This window comes from Rhodopirellula europaea 6C, assembly GCF_000338295.1.
GTDB lineage: Bacteria > Planctomycetota > Planctomycetia > Pirellulales > Pirellulaceae > Rhodopirellula > Rhodopirellula europaea.
The window spans coordinates 1-26,212 of sequence record NZ_ANMO01000266.1 but is presented as its reverse complement, the minus strand read 5'-3'; the positions used below and the strand labels follow the sequence as shown (position 1 = coordinate 26,212).

Annotated in this window: 22 protein-coding genes; 6 read left to right on the top strand and 16 right to left on the bottom strand. The window is 56.8% G+C overall.

Annotated elements, in window-relative coordinates; genetic code table 11:
• Positions 1 to 109: 109 nt before the first annotated feature.
• The 6 genes from RE6C_RS27950 to rpmF all read right to left on the bottom strand — a co-directional run bounded on the left by RE6C_RS27950 (position 110) and on the right by rpmF (position 5,018).
• Positions 110 to 823, bottom strand: coding sequence for a response regulator transcription factor (locus RE6C_RS27950; RefSeq protein ID WP_008662165.1), 714 nt, complete (start codon positions 821 to 823; stop codon positions 110 to 112).
• Complete coding sequence (fabF, locus tag RE6C_RS27945) at positions 810 to 2,099, bottom strand: beta-ketoacyl-ACP synthase II (RefSeq protein ID WP_008662163.1); 1,290 nt, start codon at positions 2,097 to 2,099, stop codon at positions 810 to 812. The genes RE6C_RS27950 and fabF overlap by 14 nt, the downstream gene beginning before the upstream one ends.
• A gap of 444 nt (positions 2,100 to 2,543) precedes the next feature.
• Positions 2,544 to 2,789 carry an acyl carrier protein gene (locus RE6C_RS27935; protein ID WP_007324899.1) on the bottom strand — a complete coding sequence of 82 codons (246 nt, stop codon included), beginning with the start codon at positions 2,787 to 2,789 and terminating at the stop codon, positions 2,544 to 2,546.
• Between the two features lie 138 nt (positions 2,790 to 2,927).
• Complete coding sequence (gene fabG, locus RE6C_RS27930; protein ID WP_007324898.1) at positions 2,928 to 3,686, bottom strand: 3-oxoacyl-[acyl-carrier-protein] reductase; 759 nt, start codon at positions 3,684 to 3,686, stop codon at positions 2,928 to 2,930.
• 179 nt (positions 3,687 to 3,865) lie between these two features.
• The gene (gene fabD / locus RE6C_RS27920) at positions 3,866 to 4,795 is read right to left on the bottom strand and encodes an ACP S-malonyltransferase (protein WP_008662157.1); all 930 of its coding nucleotides are present in this window, start codon (positions 4,793 to 4,795) and stop codon (positions 3,866 to 3,868) included.
• Positions 4,796 to 4,835: 40 nt separating this feature from the next.
• The gene (rpmF, locus tag RE6C_RS31135; RefSeq protein WP_007331836.1) at positions 4,836 to 5,018 is read right to left on the bottom strand and encodes a 50S ribosomal protein L32; all 183 of its coding nucleotides are present in this window, start codon (positions 5,016 to 5,018) and stop codon (positions 4,836 to 4,838) included.
• A gap of 339 nt (positions 5,019 to 5,357) precedes the next feature.
• On the opposite strand from rpmF, the gene RE6C_RS27910 reads away from it, so the two are divergent.
• Together RE6C_RS27910 and RE6C_RS27905 are read left to right on the top strand one after the other, a co-directional pair.
• Positions 5,358 to 6,770, top strand: a complete 1,413-nt coding sequence (locus RE6C_RS27910; RefSeq protein ID WP_173401846.1) for a magnesium chelatase ATPase subunit I — start codon at positions 5,358 to 5,360, stop codon at positions 6,768 to 6,770.
• A gap of 119 nt (positions 6,771 to 6,889) precedes the next feature.
• Positions 6,890 to 8,320 carry a malic enzyme-like NAD(P)-binding protein gene (locus RE6C_RS27905; RefSeq protein ID WP_008662153.1) on the top strand — a complete coding sequence of 477 codons (1,431 nt, stop codon included), beginning with the start codon at positions 6,890 to 6,892 and terminating at the stop codon, positions 8,318 to 8,320.
• A gap of 402 nt (positions 8,321 to 8,722) precedes the next feature.
• Here RE6C_RS27905 and RE6C_RS27900 read toward each other — a convergent pair whose 3' ends face one another.
• The 3 genes from RE6C_RS27900 to RE6C_RS27890 form a co-directional block, all read right to left on the bottom strand.
• Positions 8,723 to 9,997: a cytochrome-c peroxidase gene (locus RE6C_RS27900; protein ID WP_039963673.1), complete on the bottom strand. Its 1,275-nt coding sequence runs from the start codon at positions 9,995 to 9,997 to the stop codon at positions 8,723 to 8,725.
• A 181-nt stretch (positions 9,998 to 10,178) separates the two neighbouring features.
• Positions 10,179 to 11,282 carry an A/G-specific adenine glycosylase gene (mutY, locus tag RE6C_RS27895; RefSeq protein WP_008662149.1) on the bottom strand — a complete coding sequence of 368 codons (1,104 nt, stop codon included), beginning with the start codon at positions 11,280 to 11,282 and terminating at the stop codon, positions 10,179 to 10,181.
• A 118-nt stretch (positions 11,283 to 11,400) separates the two neighbouring features.
• Positions 11,401 to 12,570 carry a PDZ domain-containing protein gene (locus RE6C_RS27890; protein ID WP_008662147.1) on the bottom strand — a complete coding sequence of 390 codons (1,170 nt, stop codon included), beginning with the start codon at positions 12,568 to 12,570 and terminating at the stop codon, positions 11,401 to 11,403.
• 280 nt (positions 12,571 to 12,850) lie between these two features.
• Here RE6C_RS27890 and RE6C_RS27885 point away from each other — a divergent pair, with 280 nt between their 5' ends.
• Entirely contained in the window at positions 12,851 to 14,377 is a 1,527-nt protein-coding gene (locus RE6C_RS27885) for an ammonium transporter (RefSeq protein WP_008662145.1), read from the top strand.
• Between the two features lie 89 nt (positions 14,378 to 14,466).
• Here the strand turns inward: RE6C_RS27885 and RE6C_RS27880 are convergent, their stop codons facing one another.
• Genes RE6C_RS27880 through RE6C_RS27865 form a run of 4 tightly spaced genes read right to left on the bottom strand, consistent with a single transcriptional unit; the run spans position 14,467 to position 18,703 of the window.
• A complete protein-coding gene (locus tag RE6C_RS27880) occupies positions 14,467 to 15,747 on the bottom strand; it encodes a molybdopterin molybdotransferase MoeA (protein ID WP_008662143.1) in 1,281 nt (426 codons plus the stop codon).
• A 6-nt stretch (positions 15,748 to 15,753) separates the two neighbouring features.
• Positions 15,754 to 16,398, bottom strand: coding sequence for an NTP transferase domain-containing protein (locus tag RE6C_RS27875; protein WP_008662141.1), 645 nt, complete (start codon positions 16,396 to 16,398; stop codon positions 15,754 to 15,756).
• A 58-nt stretch (positions 16,399 to 16,456) separates the two neighbouring features.
• A complete protein-coding gene (locus RE6C_RS27870) occupies positions 16,457 to 17,872 on the bottom strand; it encodes an NAD(P)/FAD-dependent oxidoreductase (RefSeq protein ID WP_008662140.1) in 1,416 nt (471 codons plus the stop codon).
• Between the two features lie 3 nt (positions 17,873 to 17,875).
• Complete coding sequence (locus RE6C_RS27865; RefSeq protein WP_236618579.1) at positions 17,876 to 18,703, bottom strand: glycosyltransferase; 828 nt, start codon at positions 18,701 to 18,703, stop codon at positions 17,876 to 17,878.
• Positions 18,704 to 19,375: 672 nt separating this feature from the next.
• Here RE6C_RS27865 and dgt point away from each other — a divergent pair.
• From dgt to RE6C_RS27845, 3 genes are all read left to right on the top strand, one after another.
• Complete coding sequence (gene dgt / locus RE6C_RS27855; protein ID WP_008662137.1) at positions 19,376 to 20,518, top strand: dGTP triphosphohydrolase; 1,143 nt, start codon at positions 19,376 to 19,378, stop codon at positions 20,516 to 20,518.
• A 235-nt stretch (positions 20,519 to 20,753) separates the two neighbouring features.
• Entirely contained in the window at positions 20,754 to 21,761 is a 1,008-nt protein-coding gene (locus RE6C_RS27850; RefSeq protein WP_008662135.1) for a PIN/TRAM domain-containing protein, read from the top strand.
• A gap of 119 nt (positions 21,762 to 21,880) precedes the next feature.
• Positions 21,881 to 22,210 carry a co-chaperone GroES gene (locus RE6C_RS27845; RefSeq protein ID WP_007330019.1) on the top strand — a complete coding sequence of 110 codons (330 nt, stop codon included), beginning with the start codon at positions 21,881 to 21,883 and terminating at the stop codon, positions 22,208 to 22,210.
• A 108-nt stretch (positions 22,211 to 22,318) separates the two neighbouring features.
• Here the strand turns inward: RE6C_RS27845 and RE6C_RS27840 are convergent, their stop codons facing one another.
• From RE6C_RS27840 to RE6C_RS33365, 3 genes are all read right to left on the bottom strand, one after another.
• Positions 22,319 to 23,245, bottom strand: coding sequence for an ABC transporter ATP-binding protein (locus RE6C_RS27840; protein WP_007330018.1), 927 nt, complete (start codon positions 23,243 to 23,245; stop codon positions 22,319 to 22,321).
• Positions 23,242 to 26,007 (bottom strand): hypothetical protein, encoded by a 2,766-nt coding sequence (locus RE6C_RS27835; protein WP_008662132.1) that lies wholly within the window; start codon positions 26,005 to 26,007, stop codon positions 23,242 to 23,244. Before RE6C_RS27835 ends, RE6C_RS27840 begins: the two co-directional genes overlap by 4 nt.
• A gap of 50 nt (positions 26,008 to 26,057) precedes the next feature.
• On the bottom strand, positions 26,058 to 26,212 hold a 155-nt coding region (locus tag RE6C_RS33365; protein ID WP_039963672.1), incomplete at its 5' end, for a DUF6793 family protein.

Here is a 26,212-nt window from a genome sequence, read left to right as displayed (position 1 = left end):
CGGCGAAAGTGAGCGAGGTCTCGATGCAGGTGAGCTAAGTCGAGAAAAGATCGACGCATCATTGGTGTAAGACGAAGACTTTCACCACGCGAATTTTTTCACGAGTTGATTAAGGTGCTGGTGGGATCAACGCAGCGGGACCGACGTCCAAGTTGACTTCGGCAGCCAACAGCATTTTGTACAAGTCGACTTCGTTATCGATGTTGAGCTTGGTGAAGATGCTGCCGCGGTGCTTCGATGCGGTCTGAACGCTGATGCTGAGCTCTTGAGCGATGCCCTTCAGGGGCGATCCGCCCGCGAGAAGCAACATGACTTCTGTTTCGCGAGGCGAAATCTTTCGCAGCAAGTCCAGGGCTTCTTTGCGGACTTGGTGACGGAAGCGATCGCGACGATGCTTGCGGATCGCACTGTTGATCGCATGCAAGATTTCCTCGTGACGGAAACCCTTTTCGATGAAATCGAACACGCCTTGCTGGAATGCAGCTCGGCAGTTTTCAGCATCGCCGTGGCCGGTGACCAAGATGACCGGAATGGTCAGCTCGCGACGCGACATTTCGGCTTGCAATTCCAAACCGCTCAGGCGTGGCATTCGCAAGTCAGCGACGACACAACCGTGTGAGTCGGCGTGCAAAAGCTTGAGTAGGTCTTCGGCTTGATTGAAGGTTTCTGTTTTCAAGCCTTCTTGAGAGCACCAGCGTTGCAGCAAGTCCAATTCGGCTTGTTGGTCATCCACCAAGTAAACGACTGGTTCAGGACCAGCGTCTTCTTGCGACGATGCATTGGGGTCGAACAAATCGGAGTTCGGATTATCAAGAGCCGTCATGAGAGAACCGTCCAAAGAGAACGCACGCGTTGTGACCGCCAAATCCGAAGCTGTTGCTCATTGCCAAGTCGACTTTTTGTTCCCTAGGTTGGTTGGGAACGTAGTCAAGATCGCAACTTGGATCTGGTGTATCGAGATTAATTGTTGGGGCAATCACGTTATTTTGAATCGTTTGGCACAGAATGACCGCTTCGATCCCGCCACTCGCACCCAAGGAGTGTCCTAGAGCGCTTTTGGTGCTGCTGATTGCAACGTTTTGGGCATGGTCCCCTAAAACGGTATGGATCGCGCGAGTTTCTGCTTTATCACCCAAAGGTGTGCTCGTCCCGTGAGCATTAATATAATCAATTTCAGAGGCCGCGCGGCCACTGTCTTGGATCGCCGCTCGCATGGCGGCGGCGGCACCCAATCCTTCTGGATCGGGAGCTGTGATATGGCCTGCGTCGCTGGTTGTCCCATAGCCGAGGACTTCCGCGTAGATTTTCGCGCCGCGAGCCTTCGCGTGTTCGAGTTCTTCGAAGACTAGCAGTCCGGCACCCTCGGCCAGAACAAATCCATCGCGATCGGAATCGAATGGACGACTGGCTCTTTGAGGATCGTCGTTGCGAGTCGAAAGAGCCTTCATATTTTGGAAAGCGGCCAATCCCATTCGCGTGATTGCGGCTTCGGTGCCGCCGGTGATCACGACATCGGTTTCGCCACCACGAATGCTGCGTAGAGCATCGCCCATCGCGTTGGTTGCACTCGCACAGGCGGTCGCGACCGCGTAGTTCGGGCCTTTCAGTCCGTATCGAATGGAGATGTTTCCGCCGGCGGCATTGACCATCATCTTTGGGACGGTGAACGGGCTGACTCGGTCGGGGCCCTTGTTGAGCATGCGCTCGATTTGTTCTTCGATTTCGTTGAGGCCGCCGATGCCCGAACCCAAGATCACACCACAACGAGTGCAATCAGTTTTCTCCCAGTCGATACCCGAATCCTGGACCGCTTGAGCTCCAGCGTGAACAGCGAATTGAGTGAATCGATCCAGACGCTTGGCTTCTTTTGGTTCGACATGATCTGCGACATTGAAGTCAGGGATGTCACCGCCAAAGTGAACCTTGTATTTCGACGTGTCCATAATGGACAGTTCATGGATCCCGGACTTTCCGGCCAACAAGGCTGACCAAAGAGTTTCGACGTCGCAGCCTAAAGGTGTGACGGCACCCAAACCGGTGATCACGACACGTCGTGACATGGAAGGATCGTAAGAAGGCGTTGAAGAAGCGTCCGTCATGAGCGTGGTGACGAATTAACGTGGTTGAGTGTTGAGAGAAGGGACCGCGGCACACGCGGAAGGCAACATAACAAAAAACGCCGCCAGCACCTTGTCAATATAACGAATTGACAGAGTGAAATGGCGGCGATGCAGTCTGCGTTGCGGATGATTGCGATTGGCGAAACATTGCCGGGTGACGGACGATTTGACGTCGTATCAGGCCGCTCGTTTGAATGAGGGCAGACAAGGATCCGGCGATCGGAACAAACGCATGGGCACAAGCACGAATGGCTGGAGCACACACAGCTGGATTTTCACAATGGGCAAAACCGCGTCCGGCTTCGCCGCCATCGGTTGGGAGCCCCTCACGGATCTTGCAAGAAAGATCCCGCGAGGCGTTCCATCGTATTCACGCTGCTGTTGGTCGAAGTGAATTCGTCCAACAAACAGGCTCACCGAAAACTAGGCGTCTTCGCCTTTTTCCTTTTCGATGAAATCGATTGCTTCGCCGACCTTTTGGATCTTTTCGGCGGAGTCATCTGGAATGCTGATGTCGAACTCTTCTTCGAGCTCCATCACCAATTCAACAGTGTCGAGCGAGTCGGCACCGAGGTCGTTGACGAACGATGTTTCGCGGGTGATTTTGTCTTTATCAACGCCGAGCTGTTCAGAAACAATGTCGACCACGCGTTCTTCGATAGACGCCATGGGCGTAACTCCGATTAAATGTCAGTTAATTCGAAAAGGGAAAGTGCAGATCTGTGGGGCAGGGCACAACCGAGGCGGCACTCCATAGCCGCTCGTGGCAGAACATAGGGGACGCAGCTAAAACGCGTCAATATGCCGTTAGCCGACCATTCCACCGTCAACGACGATGGTTTGCCCTGAAATGTAGCTGGCATCGCGACTGGCCAAGAACAATACCGCCGCGGCGACGTCCTCGGGTTGTCCAACTCGCTTGGCAGGGATTCGTTTCTTGACTTCTTCCAAGACGACTTCGCCGAGTTCCGCCGTCATTTCGCTGGCGATAAAGCCTGGAGCAACCGCGTTGACGGTCACGCCCCGTGAGACGAGCTCTTTGCTCATCGTTCGCGTCATTCCAATCATGCCCGCTTTACTGGCCGAGTAGTTGGCTTGACCGGGGTTGCCGATCAGGCCCGAGATGCTGGCCATGTTGATGATTCGTCCGTACTTGCTGCGACGCATCACTCCGGCGGCCGAGCGGCAGCACACGAAGCAACTGGTCAGGTTGGTGGCGATGACGGAATCCCATTCCTCGTCGGACATGCCTCGCATCAGTTTGTCGCGAGTGATCCCGGCGTTGTTGACCAGGATGTCCAGGCGACCGTGTTTTTTGTGAGTTCCCTCTATGGCTTCGGCGGCAGCTTTGCGATCGGTGACGTCGCAAGGCAGGGCTTCGCCTTTACCACCGGCTGCTTCGATTTCAGCGACGGTGGCGGCCAGCTTCTCTGCATTGCGAGCGACGCAGACCACATGGGCTCCGTTTTGTCCCAGTGCGACGGCGACAGCGCGTCCGAGGCCTTGGCTGGCACCGGTGACGATGGCAACCTGATCTTTCAAATCAACCGACAGGGAGAGATCCATGGGGGCAAGTCTGTGGGGTTGGGAGTTTGGGGAGAAAGTGGGGCAAGAACGCGAATGTTTTACTGGCCCGTTTCCGAGCGAGGACGTTCAGATGCGTTCATCGGCGGTTGTACGACGGCCTACCAAGGCCGTCGTATTTGAATTCCGCTTCGTAGCTGTTTGGTGTGGACTTCGGTGAATCAGGGTTGGTCGCCGAAACCGTCCGTGGGTGTTTTGCGAGCGATCCGTTTGATCGTTCCTCGCAACACGCGACCGGTTCCTGCTTCCAGGAAACCATCCACTCCGTCGCCGAGCATCGCGTTGATGGAGTCGTCCCAGCGGACTGGGTTGACGACTTGACGTGCCAGCAACTGGCGAATTTCATCAGCGGAGGTGTGTGGTTTCGCGTCGACGTTGCTGTACACCGGAATTCGCGTGTCCGACAACTCGACCTCTTCTAGAGCCCGTGTGAGTTGTTCCACTGCGCCATCCATGATGGGAGTGTGAAAAGCGCCGGCGACGCTGAGTGGCACGACCTTCATCGCACCGGCAGCGGAAGCCGCCGGCTCGAGTCGTTCCAGAGCGGATCGATGTCCTGACACGGCGATGTTGCCTGGGCACAGAAGGTTGGCCGGTTGCAGGATTTCGTCCCCGCTGCGGCACTCTTCGCAAACCGACGTCAGTTTCTCAAGGTCCAGCCCCAGCACGCTTGCCATGCCCGATTCGGTTGCATCAGCACAAGCCTGCATGGCTTCGCCTCGCTTTTGAACCAGTTTCAAGCCATCGGCAAAGGAGACTCCACCGGCGTAGCAAACGGCGGTGTACTCACCCAAACTGAGACCCGCGGCGGCCACGATCTTTTTGGCAAGTTCCGGATTCAGGTCATCGTGAACCCGAGCGGCCGCCACTCCGACAACGAACAAAGCTGGTTGACTGTGAACGGTTTCGTTCAGTTTTTCAGCGGGGCCGTCTGCACAAAGGGATTTCAGATCGTATCCCAGGACATCGGCGGCTTCGTCAAATAGGTCGTTGGCAATGGGGTAATTCGCGCACAACCAAGTTCCCATGCCGGGCGTCTGAGCACCTTGGCCGGGAAACAGGATCGCTGGTTTCGCTGCGTCAAGACTCACGGCAGGTCGTTCTCAGTTCAGAATGCTGTGGCGGTTGGAACTACTGGTCAGTCGATTCAACGACTGTGCGACCTTGGTAATAACCGCATTTCGGGCATACGACGTGAGTCGGCACGGCGGTGCTGCACTGCGGGCAGTACGTCACTTGACGCTTTTTCAAGTGATCGTGGGCGCGGCGTTTGCCGGTACGGCTATTGGAGTGCTTGCGTTTTGGGACGGCCATGGCAGACAAGCCCGCGAACGGGCGATCTTAGAATGGGTGGAGTGGACGAATTTCAAACCGCGAAAGATAAGCACCCGGTGAGGGTTTCGTCAACGCGTCCTGGCCCCAAAACTCCCGCTTTCCATGGCCTTTTGCCATATCGGGTTCGCTTCCACGTTGGATTGCACCAATTCGGAAAGAGTCTCCGATTCGGCAGAGATGTCCGAACCAAGGGCCTCCCCGGTTGCATACGATTGAATCAGATAGGATGCATCGCAGCGAGATGCTTCCCTGCACCGACGCCTCTTTTCCCAGAGCCCACACGTGACCAGCCCTGTGCCAAGTCCCGCGAAAACGACGATGGATGCCCCCGAAGCCCGCAATTTGCAGCAATTGATCGAGAGCGGATGGAAGTCCAAAACGGTCAAACAAGAAATCCGCGACAACTTTTCGCGGATGCTGGCCGACCGCGAAGAGTTGTTTCCGGGCATCGTGGGATACGAAGACACGGTCATTCCGGAAATCAGTCTGGCTTTGTTGGCTGGTCACGACATGTTGTTCATGGGTGAAAAAGGACAAGCGAAAAGCCGAATCATGCGGCAGTTGGTCCAATTTCTCGACCCGTGGATTCCTTACATCGATCACCCCGATCTTCCCGTTCACGAGGACCCGCTGAACCCGATTTCGTCATTGGGCAAGCGTTTGGTTGCCGAGCATTCGCCCGAAGACATCCAGCTCGGGTGGTGGCATCGCAGTGAACGGTATGCGGAACGGTTGTCTCCCGGGACCAAATTCGCCGACATCATCGGCGAAATCGATCCAGCGAAACTGACCGGCGGAGTCAGCATGAGCGCCGAGGAAGCACTCTCGTTTGGCTTGATTCCGCGAATGCACCGCGGCATTTTCGCGATGAATGAATTGCCCGAGCTGGATGATTTGGTCCAAGTCGGTTTGTTCAATATCTTGGAAGAACGCGACGTACAGATTCGTGGCTATCCAATTCGGTTTGAGCTCGACGTGATGATTTTGTTTTCGGCCAACCCGTCGACCTACAACCGGTCCGGCAAAGTCATTCCTCAGCTGAAGGACCGGATCGGGACGATCGTGCAAACTCACTATCCAGCTGAACGGACGCAGGGAATCGAAATCCTGCAGCAAGAGGTTGGTGATGATTTGGGCGGTCCTTACCCGGTGCATGTGCCATTGTTCATGTACCAGATCATCGAGGAAATCACCCATCAAGCTCGCCAAAGCAAGTACATCGATCAGGCGTCGGGCGTGTCCGCGCGTTTCTCGCTGGCGAATTTCCGGACGATCGTCGCATCGGCTCGGCAGCGCGGCATCGTGCACGGTGAAAGTCCCGCCGTTCCTCGGATCAGTGACCTCGGGCATCTGTATGCCAGCAGCCTCGGCAAGTTGGAATTGGATCTGATGGGCACGCATCAGATGTCCGAGAAACAAGTGATCGATTCGGTGATCGCGGAAGCCATTCAGACTGTGTTTGGTGAATACATCGAAGAACACGGGCTGGCCGAAATCGCGGAGATCTTCCGTGGCGGCGTTCGCGTGGAAGTCGGAACGATGTTGCCGAGCAGCGAGTACGCTGAGCGTTTGCAGCATGTTCCGCCGGCTTGGGACCGAGCGTTTGAGGTCAATGCGAGCGAAAACGAAGCGATGCGAGCCTCGTGCGTCGAGTTTGTTCTCGCGGGGCTCTATAGCATGGACAAAATCAGCCGCTCGCAACGTCACGGCAAAATCAGCTACGAAACTTGAGCGGCGTGAAGAGACGCGGCAGAAATCGTCTGGCAATGACGTGATTGCGGCGACGTGGTACAAGGTTCGCTTGTTGACCCGACCGCCGACACCCCAGCCATGAAGGGTGACTCGCCAAGATGAACCAGCACAGTCCGTCGTACGCCATCACGATCCGTTTGCGTTATTCCGATTCGCCGGGTGCGATGGGCAAGATCACCACCGCGATCGGCGAGGCGGATGGGGCGATCGGAGCCGTCGACATCGTCAACATTCGCGGCGGCAAAATCTCGCGTGACTTCACGGTCAACGCTCGCGATGTCGACCACGGCAAGCGGATCGTCGAGCATCTACGCACCGTAGAAGAAGTGGAGGTGGTGCACACCTCCGACCGTGTGTTCCTGATGCACTTGGGCGGCAAGATCGAAGTCCTGCCGAAGATGCCCATCAAAACGCGTGACGATTTGTCGATGGCCTACACGCCTGGCGTTGCTCGAGTTTGCAATGCAATTGCGGAAGATCCTGATTCATCGTTCGCTCTGACCATCCGGCAAAACACCGTTGCAGTGGTCAGTGATGGTTCCGCTGTTTTGGGATTGGGGAACATCGGGCCTCGCGCCGCCATGCCGGTGATGGAAGGAAAAGCAATGCTGTTCAAAGAATTCGCGAACGTCGACGCGTTCCCGATTTGCTTGGATACGCAGGACACCGAGGCGATCATCGAAACCGTTCGTCAGCTCGCACCGACGTTTGGTGGAATCAACTTGGAAGACATCTCGGCACCACGTTGCATCGAGATCGAAGAACGGTTGGACAAAGAGCTTGAGATTCCGGTCTTTCACGACGATCAACACGGCACCGCGATCGTGGTGTTGGCGGGACTCAAGAACAGTCTGCTTCGCGTTGGCAAAACACTTTCCGGTATTCGGGTTGTGGTCAACGGTGCCGGTGCGGCGGGAACCGCGATTGTGAAGTTGCTTTTGATCTCGGGGGCGAAGGACATCGTGGTGTGCGATCGCGACGGAGCCATTCATGCGGGCGAACCCAGTCAGCCGGATGCATCGAAGCAGTGGATCGCTGACAACACCAATCCGCGTGGTGCGTCAGGTAAGCTTTCCGAAGTGATTCAAGGAGCCGACGTGTTCATCGGTGTGTCAGCACCCAATGTGCTGCAGACGGAAGATGTCGCCGCGATGGCCGCCGATCCGATCGTGTTTGCGTTGGCCAACCCGGATCCAGAAATCTTGCCGGCCAAAGCGGCTCCTCACGTCCGCATCATGGCGACGGGACGGAGTGATTTTCCAAACCAGATCAACAACGTGTTGTGCTTTCCCGGTTTGTTCCGAGGGGTGTTGGACGTCCGAGCGACGACGATCAACAACGAGATGAAGTTGGCCGCCGCGGAAGCGATCGCGGCAACGATTCCCGAGTCAGATCTGCTGGATGATTATGTGATCCCCAGCGTGTTTGACCGGCGCGTAGCGAAAGTCGTTGCTCAGGCGGTCGCGAAAGCCGCGGTCGACACCGGCGTCGCACGTCGACGAAATAAACCTGCCGAAGAGCTCATGTGAACGCGATGAGTCGCGCCGCGAAGTAGGCCAGGTTATCACCTGGCAACCAAGCCAATGCTTTGGAACAAAGCGAGGCGTGCGGAACTGTAGCACGGCGGTCCTCCGCCGTGGTTCGAGGTTGTGTAGTTTTTAGGTGCCGCCTTTCGGCGGATTTACACACGGCGTACCTCCTTCGAAACGAAGTTTGGGGAGAGCGACGCCGTTCAGGCGTACGCGGGGGTGAGGGCCGAGCATGGGAAAAGACGCGCACTACCCTCCCCGGAATTCTCGCTGAACGCTCGCATTCCGACCCTCCCCAACTGCGTTCAGGAGGGTGATTTCAACCTTCCGAGCTCGGCACTTCAAAACGGCACGACCTCGTTCTCTGTGGGGGGACCACCGAGCTACAGGTTGACCGGCGGATCAGCTTTCGGCTGGCAAGCGTCCGACTTCGATGACGGGGAAGTCGCTTTGCAGTCCCTGTCGCATGAACTCGACTAGGTCTGCTTTTTCTTGTTCAGTCAAGTTCAATGGTTTCATCTTGTCGCTCAAGTACGGGTTTGGGTGCCCGCCTTTGTTGTACCACTCGATGACTTCTTCCAAAGTCGCTTGGCTGCCGTCGTGCATGTAAGGCCCCGTGTCGGCGACGTTTCGCATTGTGGGCGTTTTGAATGCGCCGCGATCCTTTTCTTCCTTGGTCACTTCGAAACGACCCAAGTCAGGATTCTCTGAAGCCATGCCCACACCGATGTTATGAAATTGTTCATCGGTGAAGTTCGCGCCCGCATGGCAAGCGGTGCAGTTGGCTTTGCCGAATGTCAGTTCCATGCCGCGAATCGATGATTCGGACATTGGGTTTTTGGCGGCTTCTTCTTTTAGCTTGGCGTATTGCTCGGCGAGGGCGGGTTCTTCTTCGAGGTATTCCAAATCCTCGGCAAACGTTTTCTCAAACGCCGACAAAGGAGCGTAGTAATCGTAAGGAGCTGGCCCGGTCACGATCGCTCGTTCAAACGTGGCAAGTGCTTTGCCAACGTTGTCGATCGTCACGCCGTCTTCAAAGATCTTGTCGAATTGGGCCTTGTAGACGGGGTTGTCGGCGAGCGTTTTCACGCAGACTTCGTGGGTGTTGCCCATTTCGATGGGGTTGGCGATCGGTCCAACAGCCTGCTCTTCTAACGACGCAGCGCGGCCATCATGGAATTGATGTTTGCTGAGAATGCGATTGAACGAGACCGGTGAGTTTCGGTTGCCGGTTTGGCCTCGGATGCCTTCGCCGAATTGAGTGGGAGCACCCCAGCCGGTTTCAGGTGCGTGACAAGTCGCGCACGAGATCGTGCCGTCGGCCGATAAACGAGGGTCGAAGTACAACTGGCGTCCCAATTCGATTTTGGCTCGCGTGATCGGGTTGTCCTCAGGGATATGAATGTTGCCCGAGGCGGCGTCGAGCCCCTTGGGAAGTTCAACGTTCAGTTCCGTGTGATTGTCGGCGTTGGCCAGAAAACGCTGGGCTTGTTCCAGCGTCAGAGGGCCGTCGCCGGGGATTCCAGCGGTGAGTGTTGGGTCACCGAGCGAAACGGTTTCTGCGGCGAAAACGGTGGGGCCGGCGGCAACCAAAGTCGCCGCGGCACACATCAAAAAGCGATGAATGGTCATGATGAAATTCAAAGTGTTTAGGAAGGCGTTGTTGAAACGAAGCATCGGGCGGACGAATCCGGCTCGTTCTCTCCGCTCGCATTGGCAGAAGGAAAACCGATGCCAAGGCATTGCGAAACGCTTTGGTTTCTTGCCTCGAGGCAGGACTCACAGTTTAGCATCTCTAGCACGATTCGCGACTCAAAACGAGGCGATTCGTTTTGAACCCGAGTGTCGTCGAGTCGGCTCAGAGTTCGGAGAAAAGCGAACGCTGCGGACGGTCGAGTAGGCGGACGATTCTTCGCCCGGTCACACTCATTGGCATGTCCGCCAACTCATCGACCGTTGCCCATTGCCAGGAGTCCGGCATCGGTCCGTCCTCTGCGACGCGGTCGCTGTTCACGTTCCACTCGCCAAGGTGAACGTGCAAGGTCATTCGGTAGCGAGTGACCGCGTGTTTAATGGTTTTTAAACGCATCCCGAGTTTCACATCGCCGCCCAGTTGGCCTGCCAGCCACGATTCCATTCCCACCACGTCATCGGCTTCCGGCGGACCGGCGCGAGGAAAATCGATCATTCCGGCGAACCGAACTCCTTCGGGAATTGTTCGCACGAGGTACCGATCGTCGCGAGAAATCACGACGGCGATTTCGGTTCGAGACTCGTATTGGACCTTGCTGATTTTGCCCGGGATTTCGTCCTGCAGCCCCATTTGGTTGGCGTGGCAGATTGTCGCCACCGGGCACTCACCGCACTTTGGCGAGCGAGGAGAACAGATCAGAGCGCCCAGTTCCATCGCGGCTTGGTTGAATCCCGCCGGGCCGTTGGAACGATCGTCTGACTTTCGGCGTGGCAGCATTTTGTCGGACAATTCCCACAGTCGGGCTTGAGCGACCTTTTCGGTTGGCGGAACGGTCAAGCCGATCCAACGGCTGAAGACTCGTTGCGTATTGCCTTCCAAAATCGGAAACGCTTGGTTGCGAGAAATCGACTGGATCGCTCCCGCGGTGTAGCGGCCGATGCCTGGCAATGCCAACACGTCGTCAAAGGATTCCGGGAACTCGCCGTCGTGTTCTTCCACCATCTTCTTCGCTGCGGCGTGCAGCGATCGGGCGCGGCGGTAATAACCCAGCCCTTCCCACATTCGCATCAGTTGGCTTTCGTCAGCATCCGCCAAATCGCGAATCGTTGGATAGGTGCTGAGGAAGCGTTCGAAGTACGGCAGAACCGTGGCCACCTGAGTTTGCTGGCACATGATCTCGCTGATCCAAACCCGGTACGGCGAGTGATCGCGTCGCCAGGGAAGATCACGAGCGTTGTCCGAGAACCAAGTCAGCAGTCGCTTGCGCACTCGAGAACGCCAGTTGGAATCTTGCCAATTGCCGGAATCGATCTGCGGAGCTTCGGTGTCGATGGTGTTAGCGTGAATGCGAGAGGAGTTGCGAGCGTGAACCGATGCAGGCTGAGAGCTAGTTGGGTTCGGTCAGTTTGCCAAGTTTTGCATCGGTTTCATACTCGCGGTTGAGTCGCCGGTAAACAATGTGAATGTTTTGCCCTGGGTCTCGCGTGTTGATCACAGCTTGCAGGTCCGCGAATCTGCGAACCGGTTCGCCGTTGGCTCGAACGATCACATCGTCGCGCTGTAGTCCCGCGAGTTCGGCTCCGCTATCTTCGACGACACTTTGAATGATGCATTCGTTCAACGAGTCGTTGCAACGTACACCCAGAAAGCCGCCGCGTTTGAATTCGATGTTCAAGCCTGGCAACGTTTGCCGCAGCGCGTCAACTTGTTTGGATGAGAGATCGGTGCCGTTGAGCGTCAGTGAAATGCGAATCGGAAGTTTCGCGATGGCATCGAGCAGTTCGTCGTTCAGTGGGACGTAGCGGAATTCCAGGTGATCGATGGAATCAAGGTCGCCAATGACCTTCATCGTTTCCATGTCGATGTCGCCATAGAGCAGCGACAGCGTTTTGAGATCGGGCATCTGGGTCACGCCTTTCACGACTCCCTTGCGAATGGCGGGACCTTCGATACGAGCAAACTCGACCCGATCGATCCAACGCAGTAGCTCCAAAAGCGAATCATCGCCTTGGTACGCGTCGTTGATTTCGACAACGCGTTGCAGAGTGGTCGTCGCGCCGTAGACAAATTCTTTGACGCCGATCACGGCACTTTGCAGAGACAACGTTTGAATTGTCTGAGCACGTCGGACTTGGGTGATTTCTTCGACCGCCATGGAGGCTCTTTCACCACGACTGCCACCCATTGTCGACAGCGACAGCAGCGTCTCCCAAGCGTTCGGTTCGTTGGGGGCCACACGGGCTAGTTTTGGCTTCCCGGATTCTCCTTCGATGATCGGCCGATCCATGGCGATCGATTGCAGGATGCCGATCGCGCGTTGGGTCGTTTCCAGGTCGCCGCGTTCAAGCACTTTGACCAGGGGCTCGATTGCGGCGGGGCCGGCCTTCAAAAGTGCTTCGGTGGCGTTCTCTCGTCGCAAATATGAATCGCTGGACAAGCTTTCAATTTGAGCGGCAATTTCCTCGGGCGTGTCGGCGTGGGAGACCGGAGCGAGGGCGAAAAACAGCACAAAGCCAGCAATTTTCGTGCTTTGGTGAATCAAAGAAACGGAACGCATGAGGCCACATGATGGGTGGGAAGGCCGCGAAAGGGCGTGGTTACGAGCAGGATGACACCTTTGAAGCGATGGGCAGGGTGTCCCGGGTTCGGCCGTCATCGTATTCTACCGGAAATCGTGAAGAACACACGCGTCAGTCGCTTCGATTACCGTCCGTTTCCCCGGGGGAGCGAACCCATCGTAGCGAGAAGTCGCGGTTGTCCTCTCTGGTTGGGATGATTCGCAAATGGCGTCTCATCCACCATCATCCCCATCGACTTTTCACTGGAGCCTGCCCGGAATGTTGTCACGCGTGTTGGTTGTCGTTTGTTTGCTCACGTGCATTCTCGGTGTGCCCCTGGCTGGCCTGCCGGTTGCCAGCGTGATGGCTCAGGACGAGGTCGCAGAAACCTCGGCCACTGAGACATCACCGGCCGAACCGTCGGCTTCGGCGGAGGAAGCTGCCCCGGCGGAGGAAACCGAAGCAGCCGAGGAGCCGGCGGCTCCGACTTTGGAAAGCCTGCAAGCTGGAGTTGATGAGGCTCTGCTGGCCGGACACAACGGTTGGATGCTGGTTTGTTGTGCTTTGGTGTTGTTCATGACCGCACCAGGTTTGGCGATGTTCTACGGCGGTTTGGTCCGTCGCAAAAACGTTCTCAGCGTGATGATGCAGTGCATCTTCCTGATGGGAATGATGACTGTGCTTTGGGCACTTTACGGTTACTCGTTCGCGTTCGGCGGATCCGGTGGCTGGTTCGGCAACTTTGACTACGTGTTCATGGAAGGCGTGCAACGATATTGGGACGATGACTTGGGCAAAGCCATCACGCCAATGGAAGGTGCGATGACGCGAATGACTCACATGTTGTTCCAAGGCATGTTCTTCATCATCACGCCCGCTCTGATCTGCGGTGCTTTCGCGGAACGGATGAAGTTCAGCGCGATGGTGGTTTTCTCGATTTTGTGGGGAACATTCATCTACTGCCCGCTGACACACTGGGTTTGGGACGAAGGACCACTTTCGTACTTCGCTGGTGACAAAGCCTTGGCCGGAGGAGCACTCGACTTCGCGGGCGGAACGGTTGTTCACATCAGCAGCGGGATCTCGGCTTTGGTCGCGGCGTTGTTGATCGGTCCTCGGATGGGTTACCCACGCGAACCTTTGCAACCGCACAACCTGACCTACACGGCACTTGGTGCCGCGATGTTGTGGGTGGGTTGGTTTGGCTTCAACGCCGGCAGTGAACTTGCGTCGGATGATTTGACTGCCAGTGCTTTCGCCGTGACTCACTTTTCGGCTGCCGCCGGAGCGGTCGCCTGGGTGACGCTCGAGTGGCTGGTCCTCGGCAAGCCAACCGTTCTGGGCGCCAGCAGTGGTGCGGTTGCCGGATTGGTTTGCATCACTCCCGCCGCCGGATTTGTTCAGCCCATGCCAGCTTTGATCATGGGAGCGATGGCGGGCGGTGTTTGTTATTGGGCCTGCTCGACTTTGAAGCACAAACTTCGTTACGACGATGCGTTGGACGCGTTTGGTGTCCACGGAGTCGGCGGAACGCTCGGTGCAATCTTGACCGGTGTTTTCGCGACTCGCGCGGCATGGGACGTCAGCGACGGCGTGCCAATCGGTTTGATCGAATCAGGCGGTGACTTCACCTTGGTCATCGGTCAGATCGTGGCCGTGTTGGTCACATACGTGTTCGCCGGAGTGGGAAGTCTGATCCTGCTGAAGCTGATCGACGTCTTCATCGGATTGCGAGTCCCAGCCGAAAGCGAACAGCGTGGTTTGGACATTTCAGACCACGGCGAAGAAGGTTATCAGTTCGCCTGATTTTTGTTTCCAAGATTGCATTCGAAAACGCTCGAGCATTCCGATGCTCGGGCGTTTTTCTTTTGCAACATCAACAATGGCGGGATCAATCACCACGCGAAATAAGGCCACGGCCCAGCATGATTTGCATGAGGCGGCATCTCGATGAAGCCGTCTGTTGCGGCGAGTGTGGCGACATCGCCCGAACCCTTGCCGATCACCAATGCCGCCAGACCAGGCTGTGTCATGCGGACGCCGCGCAGCCAATGCAGCGGCAGTGTCTTCTCGCTGACCTCTTCGAGCATCACCAGCGGAGGTAGCTCCTCCCAGTTTGTCATGCCGGCCAATTTGCGAATCAGTGGCATCGCGAATCGTCGGGCTCCCATCGTCGCGCTGACTGGGTTACCGGGCAATCCGAGGATCAGCGTCGATTTGGATTCACTTTGGTGAACGGCGCCCAAGATCGGTTTGCCAGGTCGCAGCGGAAGTTTGTGAAAGACGATCTCTGCACCGGCTTCTTGCAAGATTCGAGGCACGTAGTCGTAGTCGCCCATCGAAACTCCGCCGGTCATTAGCACCACGTCGTGATGCTCGATCGCATGTTGGACTGCGGGCAGGAGTGCGGCGGGTTCGTCGATCGCGTGCATCGGAGGTGCACAATCAACCCAGGGTTGATTGGCCAACAAACCGAGCAACGCCGACGCGTTGCTGTTTCGAATCTTCCAAGGCGGCAATGGCGATTGATCCGAGTTTGTGGCGGATGCCAATTCGTCTCCGGTCGTCAACACCGCGACGCGAACGGGAGCGTGGAGGTCGACTTGTTGAATGCCAAAGTTGGTCAACGCAGCGAGCCGAGGGGAGGTCAATTCCAAGCCTGCCTTGATCGCGATCGAGCCCGCCGAAAGGTTTTCTCCCTGGCGTCGAATGTTGGCTCCCGATGGGATCGACTTGGCTTTGTCTGTCCACTGGATTTGGCCGAGCGAACTGGAATCGGGCGGCGAGCCCGCTGTGGTTTCATCGGTGTGTTCTCGCTGGATCACCCGATCGCAGCCATCCGGAATGATTGCGCCGGTGAAAATTCGAATGACGCCGGTGTCGGACTCGGGCGGTGGAGGTGAACCCGGGACGCTTTCGCCGGTCACTTCGATCGGCCCTTCTTTCAGCAAGTCCGATTCACGAATCGCGTATCCATCCATTGCCGACACGTCCGCCGCGGGGCTGTCGCGGTCGGCAACAATCGGTGAGGCGAGAACTCGACGGTGAAGCGATCGCGTTGGATCGTGTGACTCGCTGAGTTCGACTTGCTGGATGCCGGTTGTCCCGAGTCGCCGGGCGAGTGCATCAATGGCTTCTTCGGGTGAGTCGAACGCGAAATTGGGGGCGGCGTTCATGGGCGTTCATTCAGAGGGTTGATTGCGGTCGAAGGATGGGTCTCGATCCGCGGGTGTGTTGACGTTGCGAAGGCGTGATGCCGGTAGATCGAAGGTTCGATGGTCGGTTGATTGTAGGAACCGATACAGGCTGCGATGTGTTGATTCGACCACGCTTTGGATTCGATCCAGATCGCTGACGGGATAGATTCCGACCAAAGGTTGCAAACGCTCGGGATCGCTTTGCCGGGCGAGTAAAATCTTCGTGGGCTGTTCACGCCAGGTTTGGATCAGGCTCGCCAAATCATCGGCCAACAAGTCGGGCAAATCCACCGGGGTGAACAGGCAGCCCAGGTATCCATTCGAGGCGGCGTGTTGCAGCGACACGTGCACGCCCATCGCCGGTCCAAGATTCGGACGCGCATCACGCAGTCGGGTGATCTCCGCGGGCAAGATATCCGATGGCAATGCAGACGCGGCGTCCATTTCATCGGCCGCGAGGCTGACCGCGATGTGTTTGCCGCAGACGGATTGCAGGCGTTGCAGACTGTGGTCGAGGTAGGTGCCACCGTTTGGATGGGGCAACAAGCCTTTGGGGGTTCCCATTCGCGATGAGAGACCACCGGCGAGCAACACGCCGAGCAATCGCGGTTCGGCGGCGGCATCGATCATGGGCACAAAGCGTTGAGTGGTGGCATGGCGTCGGTTGATAGCCGAAGCGTTTGAGCCACTACTTCACAACACGTCGTTGGTAGTCGGGCCAGACTTCTTCGGTGAACTTTTCTTCGCCCAGCGTGATCGTCTCGTTGACGTTCAGATTGCCTTTGACGATGTGAGCGGAGTTCAAAGCGTAGAAGCCAGGGACGCTGGTCACAATGTCAGGCAATCGTGTCGAGTAATCGATCGTCGCAAGTGCGGCGACGTATTTCGCGCGAGCGATTTTAAAATCGAGAACTTGATCGCGGGAGAAATGGTCGTACATCTTCTCAAGCGTCGACAAGCATTTCTCTTTGTAGTCTTCGTCGGATTCGTTCAGGCCCTCGTGATCATCCGGCAGGTACTTTGGCAAATAGACCAAGTGGTTGCCGCCGAGCTGTTTGTCTGGGTTCACGATCGTTGACATCTCGATCACAGCGGTCAGCGGAACCCATGTGTCGGTGATGTTCGTCACGTAGTATTCGCTGATTGGTTTTTTCATCAGCATCGAAGCACAAACCACGCCGAGGTAGCGGATGCCGCGATGTCGTTTCTTTTCTTCCTCGGAAAGTTGCGGAACCGTGTCGGCGATCACGGGCGACGCGATGGTGGAAACAACGTTGTCGAACTTCTCGATTCGTCCATCGCCGAAATCGACTTCGAACTCACCGCTTTCGAGCTTGCGGACTTGGCGTGCCGGAGACGACGTGAGCGTTCGAGCCCCGCGATCTTTCAGCCATCCAACCCACTTATCCAGAATGGTCGCGTAGCCGCCGGGCACATAGCCAAACATTTCGGTCTTCATCCCGCTGCGTCGGGCTTTGTACATCCGAGCGGTGTGGGCCCAGATGAACGCGGCGGATGTTTGCTTGTAGGCTTCGCCGAGTTTGGCTTGCAGGAGTGGTTGCCAGATCTTTTCAAAGACGCCTTTGCCGGACCAACGTCGCAACCATTTTTCGACGGATAGCTTTTCGAGGCGTCGCCAGTTTTTGATCTTTGAGGCGTAGAAAATCGTTCCGCCGAGACGAAGTTTCTGGATCAGGTTCAGCGGCGGAAACTTCAGGAATTCCGCCGTGTTGCTCATCGAGATCAGTTGTCCACCGGAGTAGAAACCCGTTTTGGTTTCGACCCAATCCATTTGCGATTCCAAACCGAGATCGGTCAGTAGGTCTCGCAGTTTGGTGTCGCTTAGCAGCGTGACGTGATAGAAGCGGTCCCAAACCACATCGCCCAAGTTCCATGCACTGGTCAATCCACCAAAGGTGGGTGCGGCTTCGGCGATCGTGACTTTTTGACCGCGATCGATCAGGTCGCGAGCAACCTGCAATCCCATGACACCACCACCGATGACCAACCAGTTGCTACTGGGAGTTCCATCAGCTGCGGTGTCAGAGTTGGTGTCGAAGGACTTGGCGTTGGATGTCGAATCAGGCGAGGTGGCAACCGACATCAATCAAGCTCCTTTGACTCGGTGGCGACCGAGCATCTTCAGTGTCAACCAGATGGTTTTGAAGACTTGCATTTTGCTGTCGCCGCCCTTTTGGTCGTAACGCAGACGCAGTGGCGATTCGCCGAACACGCAACCTTGTTTGCGAAGCTTCAGCAAGATGTCGGCCATGCACGAGAAGCCGGTCTCACCAACGAAGTCGTCACCGTAATGATCAAAGGCGTCTCGCAGCGCTGATGCACGATAGGCTCGATAGCCCGACGTGTAATCGCGAACGCCACGTGTTGGGAACAATACCGTGAACAACATGCGAGCCCCGATGCTGAGGAAGTGACGCTCGATCGGCACACCAACGACTCGGGCACCGTTTTGGAAACGAGACGCGATCACGCAGTCGCATCCTTCGTGGACCGACTGCACCATTCGGTTGATCAATCCTGGTGGATGCGTGTTGTCGGCATCCATCGTAACAATGATGTCGCGTTCGCCGGCGCGGTCGACCGCCTCTTTCAAGCCGTCCCGGATGGTGACGCCGAGTCCTTGGTTGACTTCGTGCCGCACCAAGTGGATGGGCATTTGAAACGACATTTGCGAAGCGATTTTCGCCGTGTCGTCTTTGCTGCCATCGTCGACGATGACGACTTCGTAGGGCAGTCCGCTGTCCGCGAATGCTTCGCCAATTCGTTCCAGCAATTCCGGCAACGATTGCTCTTCGTTGTACGCCGGGAGGGCCATGATGACTTTGGCCGGGCGGAATCGGTTGGTGATCGGGGCGGTGGTGGTCGCCGAAGCGGCGGGGACGGGCGAATCGGAGCCGATTACTGGGTCAGTCATGCTGTCAATCAAGGTGGATGGAAGGCCGATCATAGTGATTGGTCGGAAAAAGACGCGAGAACCGTTTGTAGGGACCGCACCGATTCGGCGGGCTCAGTCTATTCCGATCTTTCGAATCAGCAACCGATTCGTTGGGCGCATCTTACCCCGTCCACCGGGGAGGAAGGACTAATGTTATTTTTGTGGACAATTCGCCTCTGAATTCGGGTGGAAAGCCGTTTGAAGGCAAGAAACGGTGCAAAATGACGCGGTTTAAAACAGCCGTGCCCAGGTCGCTCGTTGTGAGTAGGTCGGCAGCTTCAGATGCTATGGGAGAATGACGCCTTGAAAGCTACGCTGAACTGGCGTCAGCCCACCCGTCTTAAGCCATTGTGTCGCAAAATGGCTGCCGGGCGGCTGAGGATGGCCAGTTCGAGTCCGCTTCTTCACCGTTTGGATGGGGACGGATTTGAGATTCGCCGCGTTAATGCGGCGCAAAGTATCGTCGCGGCGCGAATCGTGCTGCATGTTAGGAGGGTAGAGACGGAATCTGCCATGGCTTGCCATCTGATGGTGGAGGTGTCGCCGGAGAATCCGCTTTCTACTGACCACTGATATCATTCGCTGACAAAATAAAAACGCCGACGTCGGTCGGCATTGATGGAACGACGACTCATGTCTCTAGCCGGTCCGATGATCGATCTTCGCCGTTATGCCGATCGCGAACACTTGCTGCTGGCGTCCTACGCCATGCACAGCTCTGACACGGCGGGACGAGTGCACCCCGAGCAGCCTCATGCTTACCGCGGCCCCTACGGTCGCGACCGAGACCGGATCTTGCACAGCAGTGCGTTTCGGCGGCTTTCAGGGAAGATGCAAGTGTTCACCGGCGAGATGGGCACGTATCACCGGACTCGATTGACTCACACGTTTGAAGTCGCCTCCGTCGCCCGGACGCTGGCCCGAGTCCTCCGGCTCAACGAAGACCTCACCGAGGCTCTCGCGTTGATGCACGACATCGGGCATCCGCCCTTTGGTCACTGCGGAGAGGACGTTCTCTCGGAGTGCATGCAATCGGTCGGAGGTTTCTCGCACAACCAATTTGCTCTGACGATCGTTCAAGAACTCGAACAGCGATACCACGCGTTTCCCGGTTTGAACCTGTCGCAGGAGACTTTGGCCGGCCAAGACACCCGGGCACACAAGGCCGAAGCCGCTGTTGGTCATGCTCCGTTGCTGGAAGTCCAAATTGTCGACGCGGCAGATTCGATCGCCTACGACGCTCACGATATCGATGACGCATTGCAGATGGGATTGCTGTCGATCGACGCTTTGTCAGAGCTGGCGATCATCCGCCGGACGTTGGAACGCGTTCGTGAAAAAGCGGGCGAGTTGCCAATCGGGCCGCTGCGTCAATTGTTGGTTCACGAGCTGATCGATTTGCAGGTCGGCGACTTGCTTCATATATCGATCGAGCGGCTGCAGGACGCGGACGGTTTGTCGGCCGATGCTGCCTGTCAGGCTGGGATTCGAGTCGGGCATTCGCAGACGATGGCGTCGGAACGAGCCGAGTTAGAGAGCTTTTTGTTCGAGGCCGTCTACCGGCACGATCGGTTGATGCCCGTCCGGGAAGCAGCCGCGAATCGTGTTCGGACGCTGTTTGAGGCTCTGCATGAGAACCCCGATCGGTTGCCCATGCGGTTCCGGCGTCGACTTGAGCACCGGCCGAAAGCCCGGGTGGTGGGCGAGTACTTGGCGGGAATGACGGACCGGTTCTGCGACCAGCAGTTTTCCGTCCTGCGGCAGTCCAAGAATGGGCCGTTGTCGGATTGGTGAGCAAATCAGTGCTGAGCACGCTTCTGATCCGTCGGGAGAGCACGAGTTCCCTGGTTCCGGTCGGACAATTTGTCTCCCGTGGACCCACTCAATCGATTTGTGGCAACCGTTAACCTAGGGTTCTCCTGCACAGGCGAACCCCCTGGGCGTTCCAGCGGTACCATCTACACTGGAGCCTCCCTCTTTTCATCCCCGTATTTGCTGAAGCGGCGTTTTGACCAACGCTGCACCCACCATGGCACTGATTGTCCTGCGATTCATCTTTTTGCTGTGCGCCGGAGGCGTTTCAGCGATCATCAACACCTCCCTGCCTAGCGGCGGGTCAGAGGCGGTTCCGTGGTTGACGTTTGTCGCCATCATGGGGCTGGCTGTGGCGATCGTGGTGCTGGACATCTACGTGCCGCGGAAACGGATCGACACAATCACGTCGGTGTATTTCGGGGTGCTGATCGGGGTCCTGCTGACTTTCATTCTGACGATTGCGGCGGCACCGCTGATCGAGATGACCAGCAATCTGCGGGTCTTCCAATTGGTCGTCGGTTTGGTGCTGTGTTATGTCTGCACGTCGGTGTTGCTGCAAACCAAAGATGACTTCCGCTTCCTCATTCCGTACGTAGAATTTGTTCGTGAAGTCAAAGGGTTCAAGCCCTTGGTTCTGGACACCAGCGTCGTCATCGATGGCCGGATCGCGGACTTGGTCGCGACGGGAGTTTTCGACAACCAATTGATCATGCCGCGGTTTGCCCTGAGCGAACTGCAAGCGATCGCTGATAGCAGTGACAAATTGCGTCGCACGCGAGGCCGCCGTGGTTTGGACGTGCTGAACCGGCTGCGTGCGGACGAGAACGTTGACTTGCAGATCTTCGACCGTGAGCTGCCTGAATTGGCTGGCCAAACGGTCGACCTGAAGTTGGTGTTGTTGGCCAAGCACTTGGAAGGCAAAGTCGTCACCGGCGATTACAACCTGAACAAGGTTGCCAAGGTCCAAGGTGTTCCGGTGATCAATCTCAACGAGATCAGCAACTCGTTGCGGCCAGTCTTCTTGCCAGATGAATCGTTCCGATTGCGAATCATCAAACCCGGCGAAGGCCCCGAACAAGGCATCGGCTATCTCGACGATGGCACGATGGTCGTCGTCGAAGGAGGTCGTCACAAAATCGGGCAAGAGATCGACGTGCGTGTGACCAGCACGCTGCAAACCAACGCTGGCAAAATGATTTTCTCAAAAGTGGACGGTCACTAGGGCCCTTTTCGATTGTTCCCACCCGACTCGGACATCTTTGCGACGTTTCGCGGGGTGTCCTGGGGATTCTTTGAGTCCCCCCGGACGCTTCATCTGAATGTGCACCAAAGAAACAAGACATGGCTAAAAAGAAAACCGCGCCGAAAGTATTCGAATACGTCGAACCGATCGGCGATCGCGTTTTGGTTCGCAAGGACGAACCCAAGCGAGAAACGCGTGGCGGAATCGCTCTGCCTGACGCAGCCGAGATTCCGACCATCACGGGCCGGATCGTAACGATCAGTGCCGTGGTCGAAAACGATGAAGAGTTGCCGCTGCGTCAGTACGACAAAATTCTATTTCACCCGAAGAATGCGATCCCGGTGGACTTGGAACACGACAACCAGTTGTTTGTCGTGCCGGTCGATGACATCGTCGCTGTCTTCCGTCGAGAAGCTCCGGAAGAGTGATCGGCTGAATTGAGTCAGGTGCCAACGGCTCGAGCTAGCCGAGTGCCGGTGGCAGTTTTCGTGTTGTGAGCAGCACTAGACGTTGAAAGCGGCCGGTGAAAACCAGGCCTACGAGACCAGTCCCTCGGTGACGCTCATGAAGACGTCTTCCAGCGTCGGATCGCGGTCGTAGAACGATCGCATTTGAACGCCCTGCGCAATCAAGTGATTGAGCAACGTCGACAAACCCGCGTCATCGGTTTCCAGTTCCGCGATCACTCGATCGGGACGCATTTCCAGGTCGCGAAGAGCGGGGCTGCTGCGAAGGATCGAGATGCCGGCTTCGGCGTTCTCGGTGAATGCGATTTCGACCGTGCGGTTGCGCCGGATCTTGCGATACACCTGATCAATCGGGCCGCTCATCAACAGTTGGCCGCGTTCGATGATGCCGATCGATGTGCAGCAATCGGCGAGCTCCGTCAGAATGTGGCTGCTGATCAGGATGGTCTTGCCCATCCTGCGTAGCTCTTTCAGCAACGCTTTGACTTCCACACGTGCTCGCGGATCCAATCCGCTGGCGGGTTCATCCAGAATCAGCACCGGTGGATCGTGCACCAAAGTTTTGGCGAGGCACAACCGTTGCTTCATCCCGCGCGACAAGCCGTTGACGAAGTCGTCTCGTTTGTGACCCAGGTCCAGCAGTTCGAGCACGTTGTCGATGATGGGGCCACGCTGCGATCGAGCGATGCCGTACGCAACGGCGAAGAAGTCCAAGAACTCCCAAACCCGCATTCCGTCGTAGACGCCAAAGTTATCGGGCATGTAGCCGATCGCGCGGCGAACACCCATCGGGTCATTCATCACGTCGCATCCGGCAACCTCACCGCGTCCGCGGGTGGCTCGCAACAACGTGGCGAGGAAGCGAATCGTGGTGCTTTTGCCAGCACCGTTTGGGCCGATGAAACCAAACGTTTCTCCTGCGTCGATTTGCAAATCGATCGATTCGACCGCGGTGAACTCACCATAGTCTTTGCCAAAGCCTTCCAAGGTGATCATGGCGTTTCCTTCGTGGTGTCGGATTCTTCGGTGACGGCAGTGCCCGCGGATTCTTCTTCGCGTTTCTTCCTCGATTCTTCTGCTTTCTTCTCTTTTGCTTTCTTCGCCCTCTCTTCTTCCAGCGTGTTGGTTCGACTGCGGAAGTCGTCCATCAAGTTTTCGTCGGGTTGAGCCGCGGGCACGGCCGGGTATTCCAAGTGTGCCAACACGATCGTGTCCGCCTCCACTTGGCTGCAGACCGGTTGGATTTCCAAGCCGCCCCATGCTGGACTCTCGTCCGCGTCCGCTTGATCGAGTGGGACCTTGGCAAGTCGCCCCAGCAACCGTGTTGTGCCGGGTTCGATGTAAGTGCTGGCCAGGATTCTTTGCATGCAAAGCCGCACGCCCGAATCGACGTCGCCGGGGACTCGCACTTGGTCCGCGGGCTGATACGACACCTTTGGATTTTCCCCGGGAGCGACACTGCCGAGCACCGCGATTTCGGTCATCGAAGTTTCGCTTGATCCGGCTGGTTGTCGGATGACGTATACGTCCGTTAGTTCCAAATTGGAATTATTGCTGAGCGTGCTGCCGTCTTGGGACAACGAGAGTTGGCCGCCGACCGGGACCATTTGCTCGACGTGAACGGAACCGTAGGAGTTACTGCCAACCGCGATTCCGTCGAGACGCGGACCTGCGTCAAAACCAAGTTGAAGTGTCAGTCCATCGGAGCCGAACATGGCTTCGTTGCGAGAGTCGGTTCGCCGAGATGCGAGCATCGTGATCGCGGCGTCGGGATTCTCGAACTGGATCGAATAGTTGCTGGCGAGCGAGTTGTACAACGCGATCGTGCGGGTCAGGTGTCCGCGATCATGGTCGCGTGGGATCTCTAAAAACGCCAGCTCGTTGCGGCTTCGGGCAAAACCCATGTCAAGCTGAGCCGCTCGGGCGACCATGAACGCTCCCACCAACGCGATCGGAATCATCGCCAGCCAAGCCCATTCCAGACGTCCCATCCACCGGAACACGGCGTAGTTGAGCGGGATGAGAACGATCAAGTAGATCAGCAAGCTCTTCACAACCAGCGACGAATCGGGAATCGTGACTCCAATGCGATCTTGCAACGAGTTCCGAAAGGACATCAACAGTGCGCTGTCGTCTTTCCAGCCGCCAACACCGCTGACTGGATGTTGCAGCACCTCCTGGTCCAGACGGTTTCGGTAGTCTTTGGCAGAAGCAATCTGGAGCGTTCTGGACGGTTTTTGACGCCCGGATCCGACCGACGCTTCATCACTGTCCGGTTCGTCTTGGGCGTCGCTCTGGCTTGGAAGCTTGCCCAGTCGCATGTCTCGAGCGAAAAGGCGGAAGCCGGAGTTGATCGTGGGAGGGGCATCTTCGATTGTCATTCCCACCAGGCGTTGCTGCACCGTTGGTTGATTGATGATCGCCGCCATCTCTTCTTCTGAGACGGTGTCGATTTCATCTTCTCTTAGGAAAGACTGCGGCGCGGACACACGAAACGCTTCGAGTTTCTCGCATACACGTGGCGGTCGAGCCAGAACGGCGCCGTTGAAGAAGCTGTCGTAGGATTTCCAAGCCGTCATCCATTCGCTCAGCAGGTCCACGCGGCTTTGCACGATCCGTCCGCGGCCAATTCGTCGCTGGTAGACCAAGTCGCCTTCGCCCAATGAAGTCGATTCGGCGGCGGGTTGGCCGGCCACGGAGACCGTGCTGTTGTCGCCCGACAATCTCGCTTCGATCGCAGGAATGGATTCGTCGGTTTTGACCCGGTGTGATTTCAGAAACGCGATGGCGTTGTCGCCGTTGAGTTCCTTGTTCCCGTCGGCTTCGATTGGCAGCAAAGCTTTCAATCTTGGGTCATCAATCGCGTCCGTTCCCGATGGTCCATTGACGATCAGCGTGCCTCCAAAATGCAACCAATCAACGATCGCGTTCCGCTGACCGGGCGTCAGTGCTGATGAGGTCAGGTCGTCCCAAAACAGCACTGCGGTGGAGGTCCAATCCAGCATGGTTTCGGACAGTGGCAGGACGCCTTTTGTCGGCGGGATGACGATGCGGTAGTTTTCTCTTGGTCGATAAAACTCGTTGTTGGCCCTCAGTGGTTCGACCCAGTCCGCGGTTTGCAATCGCGTGAAGCGCTCGGATCGTTCGGTGAGAACGACAAAGAAAAACGATTGTGGTTGGAGCGCCGCGAACTTGCTCGGCCGGAGCGGCACGGCGGCGCCGGTTCGCGAAGAGACAAAATCGCCATCAAACTCGAGGCCTTCGATCAATCTGCCGCCCGCCTCCGACGCCAACGCTCGGGTTTCTAACTCGCGGCGTTGGCCCTTTGGCAGAACCGCTGGCCGTCGAACTCGGAAGGATTTGCCAACCGTTCTCGCCGATGCGTTCGCAATCTTGGCCTCCAATTCGGAACGTTCGACTTCGTCGTTCATCACATTGGCCGGACGAACGATTTTCGTGTCGGTGATGATCGCACCGCGTTCGTCTTCGCGATTGCTTTTCAGTGCAACTCCCGCGGCGAACCAGTGTCCTGGTTTGATGGTTCCGTCCGTGGCACCTTTGGTTCCCGCATCCGCACGTGTGGCCGGGAACGCTTTGGCGGAGCTGATGGTGAACGGCGGCAGCTTTTGCTCCGCGACTTCTTCCTTCAGATCGGTTTCTTCGGTTTGACGACAGCCATCGCAGCCGACCAGCAACGGAACAAGCATCAACCACGCAAACCACAGCCATGGGTTAGGAGGCGACGCTGCATTCATCATGGAATCTCAATCTGGAAGTGATGGAATCGGTGAGGACTCGGCGGGGTCCACTACCATCCCATTACCATATTGGATTCGATCGCGATGCGTGCTTGTTCGAGGTCACAACCGGTTTCCATTCGGTACAAACGAATCGCGTTGACCTTGTCGCCAGCCGATTTGCTGAGGCATTCGCGAGCGGTCATGCACGGATCGAGTGTGCGGT

Coding starts and splice junctions, on each gene's coding strand:
- RE6C_RS27950 (WP_008662165.1), bottom strand. CDS start 823: ATGACGGCTCTTGATAATCCGAACTCCGATTTGTTCGACCCCAATGCA.
- fabF (WP_008662163.1), bottom strand. CDS start 2,099: ATGACGGACGCTTCTTCAACGCCTTCTTACGATCCTTCCATGTCACGA.
- RE6C_RS27935 (WP_007324899.1), bottom strand. CDS start 2,789: ATGGCGTCTATCGAAGAACGCGTGGTCGACATTGTTTCTGAACAGCTC.
- fabG (WP_007324898.1), bottom strand. CDS start 3,686: ATGGATCTCTCCCTGTCGGTTGATTTGAAAGATCAGGTTGCCATCGTC.
- rpmF (WP_007331836.1), bottom strand. CDS start 5,018: ATGGCCGTCCCAAAACGCAAGCACTCCAATAGCCGTACCGGCAAACGC.
- RE6C_RS27910 (WP_173401846.1), top strand. CDS start 5,358: ATGGATGCCCCCGAAGCCCGCAATTTGCAGCAATTGATCGAGAGCGGA.
- RE6C_RS27905 (WP_008662153.1), top strand. CDS start 6,890: ATGAACCAGCACAGTCCGTCGTACGCCATCACGATCCGTTTGCGTTAT.
- RE6C_RS27900 (WP_039963673.1), bottom strand. CDS start 9,997: ATGCTTCGTTTCAACAACGCCTTCCTAAACACTTTGAATTTCATCATG.
- RE6C_RS27890 (WP_008662147.1), bottom strand. CDS start 12,570: ATGCGTTCCGTTTCTTTGATTCACCAAAGCACGAAAATTGCTGGCTTT.
- RE6C_RS27885 (WP_008662145.1), top strand. CDS start 12,851: ATGTTGTCACGCGTGTTGGTTGTCGTTTGTTTGCTCACGTGCATTCTC.
- RE6C_RS27880 (WP_008662143.1), bottom strand. CDS start 15,747: ATGAACGCCGCCCCCAATTTCGCGTTCGACTCACCCGAAGAAGCCATT.
- RE6C_RS27875 (WP_008662141.1), bottom strand. CDS start 16,398: ATGATCGATGCCGCCGCCGAACCGCGATTGCTCGGCGTGTTGCTCGCC.
- RE6C_RS27870 (WP_008662140.1), bottom strand. CDS start 17,872: ATGTCGGTTGCCACCTCGCCTGATTCGACATCCAACGCCAAGTCCTTC.
- RE6C_RS27865 (WP_236618579.1), bottom strand. CDS start 18,703: ATGACTGACCCAGTAATCGGCTCCGATTCGCCCGTCCCCGCCGCTTCG.
- dgt (WP_008662137.1), top strand. CDS start 19,376: ATGATCGATCTTCGCCGTTATGCCGATCGCGAACACTTGCTGCTGGCG.
- RE6C_RS27850 (WP_008662135.1), top strand. CDS start 20,754: ATGGCACTGATTGTCCTGCGATTCATCTTTTTGCTGTGCGCCGGAGGC.
- RE6C_RS27845 (WP_007330019.1), top strand. CDS start 21,881: ATGGCTAAAAAGAAAACCGCGCCGAAAGTATTCGAATACGTCGAACCG.
- RE6C_RS27840 (WP_007330018.1), bottom strand. CDS start 23,245: ATGATCACCTTGGAAGGCTTTGGCAAAGACTATGGTGAGTTCACCGCG.
- RE6C_RS27835 (WP_008662132.1), bottom strand. CDS start 26,007: ATGATGAATGCAGCGTCGCCTCCTAACCCATGGCTGTGGTTTGCGTGG.